The 2,254-nt window shown below is 70.3% G+C and carries 2 protein-coding genes; both read right to left on the bottom strand.

All coding sequences use genetic code 11. From position 1 onward, the window contains the following. Nucleotides 1-18: 18 nt before the first annotated feature. A complete protein-coding gene (gene istB, locus LI953_RS15275; protein WP_018912571.1) occupies nucleotides 19-783 on the bottom strand; it encodes an IS21-like element helper ATPase IstB in 765 nt (254 codons plus the stop codon). Next, nucleotides 770-2,254, bottom strand: a 1,485-nt coding sequence (istA, locus tag LI953_RS15270; RefSeq protein WP_227076949.1) for an IS21 family transposase, incomplete at its 5' end; no start/stop codon positions are given. The genes istA and istB, both read right to left, overlap by 14 nt.

Here is a 2,254-nt window from a genome sequence, read left to right as displayed (position 1 = left end):
GGATTAAGGACGAGCGGATTATGAGGCATCGGCGGTGACGGCGATGCGCGCAGCGGCCTCCTTGAGGCGGTAGCTGCGGCCCTCGAACTCGAGCATGGCGGCGCGATGCATGAGACGGTCGAGGATGGTGGTGGCCATGGTGGCGTCGCCGAGGTACTTGCCCCAGTCCTGCACGACGCGGTTGGAGGTCACGATGATGGAGCGGCGGTGCTTGTAGCGCTGGTGGACGATGGCCTGCAGCAGTTCGGCCGCGGCGTCGCCGATGCGCCGGGCCAGGAACAGGTCGTCGAGCACGAGCAGGTCGGGCTCGATCCAGGCCCGCAGCAGCGTGGCCTGCTCCGGCGTGCTGGCCAGGGCGTAGCGGGCGAACTCGGTGTCGGCCTCGACGTAGCGCACGTCATAGCCCTGCAGCGTGGCCTGGTAGGCCACGGCCTTGGCCACATGGCTCTTGCCGGTGCCGGGCTTGCCGATGATCAGCGCGTTGGCGCCGTCGCCGAGGAACTTCAGGGTGTGCAGCTCGAAGCAGGCCGCGCGCGGCAGCTTGGGGTTGAAGCGCCAGTCGAAGTCGGCAAGCGTCGGGCGTTCATCCAGGCGCGATTGCTTGAAGCGCCGCTCGGTCAGGCGCGAGTGGCGCCGGTCGAGCTCGTCCTGCAGCATGGCGCCCAGGGTGGCCAGGAACGGCTCCTGGCTGCTCTGCGCCTGCAGCACGCGGGTGGACAGCGTATCGGCGATGCCCGAGAGGCGCAGCTCGCGCAGGGCTCGTTCGATCTCATTGAGGGTCATGCTGGGGGCTCCTGTCGTGGGTGAGGGAATCGGCGGCGGCACGGGCGAACAGATCGGCGTACTCCTCGGCCGGACGGATCAGCTCGTGCTGCTGGGTCAGCGGCTCGGCGCTCGGGGCGGCGTCCAGGGCCTGCAAGGCCTCAGTGACGAGCCGCTCGGTCAGCGCCTTGACGTGGCGATAGCTGTAGACGCCCTCCTGCAGCGCGCGGGCGCAGGCGGCGTCGACCAGGCGGCGGGGGTAGCGCTCGGCCAGCGAGACGATGCCCCAGAGCTTGCGCTGGCCCACGCGGCCTTCGACGGCGAACAGCAGCTCGCACAGGCGCAGGGCCTCGGAGCCGATGGCGCGCGCCTGGGCCAGGATGCGGCGCGTCTCGCGCGAGGGGTTGAACACGCGCTCCTCGGCGGGCAGGACCACGGTGCCGGGGTGCTCGGCGCGCTCATGGGTGCGCAGCAGCTCCTGGGTCTTGAGGTCGCGAATCTCGATGCGCCGGGCATAGATGCGCACCAGCACCTGGGTGCCGATGCGCGCCGGACGGGCGGCGTAGCTGCAGTGGTCGACGCGCACGCAGCTGTCGTCGGCGACGGTGCGCTCGGCCTCGGTGAAGTACTGCATGCCCAGCACCGGCAGCGGCTGCAGGTGGGCTCTCTCCTCCTCGAACATGGCCTGCACCTGCCGGCGCGCGCTGCCGTGGATGCGCGGCGCCGCCCACCGGGTCTCCCAATGCTCGAGGAAGGCGTTGTGCTCCTCCAGGCTCTCGAAGCGCCGACCCTTGAGGGCCGTGGCCTGGGTGTGCCCAATGGCGTTCTCGACCGAGCCCTTGCGGTTGGGGTCGCGCACCCGCGCCGGGTCGGCGACCACGCCATAGTGCTTGAGCGTGGCGGCGTAGACCTTGTTGAGCTCGGGCTCGTATAGGTCGGGCTTGACGACGCCTTCCTTGAGGTTGTCGAGCACCACGTAGTGGGCCGAGCCGCCGAAGTAGCGCCATGCCTGCTCGTGCAGCTCGGCCCAGACCTGCTGGCTGGACTTCCAGACCACGCGGCGGAAGCTGCGGCGGGAGTAGCGCAGCGTGGCCACGAACAGGCGCGGACGGCGGTAGCGCGAACTGCCGGGCACGCGCGTGAGCGCGCCCTCGCCGTAGTCCACCTGCATCTCCTCGCCGGGGGCGAACTCCAGGCGGTCGAACTGCTCGGGCTCGCGGACCTTGAGCCGGGCGACGAAGCGCTTGACCGAGTTGTAGTGGCCGGCGAAGCCGAACTGGTCGACCAGATCCTGGTAGACGGCGGTGGCGTTGCGCTTCAGACGCAGCTGCGCTTCGATGAACGCACGGTGCGGCTCGCACAGCGACGTCGTCGAGGACGCCGGAGCCGGTGGCCGGGGTGGAGGAGTTTGCTCGGCCGAGCCGGTGGCCACCCCGGGGGAGTTTGCTTCGCCCTCGGCAAAGCGCTGCGCGTAGGCGCGGATCGTCTTGCG

It is taken from the genome of Acidocella sp. KAb 2-4, from assembly GCF_020567705.1.
Classification (GTDB): Bacteria; Pseudomonadota; Alphaproteobacteria; order Acetobacterales; family Acetobacteraceae; genus Acidocella.
This window is presented reverse-complemented; position numbering and strand designations above follow the sequence as displayed.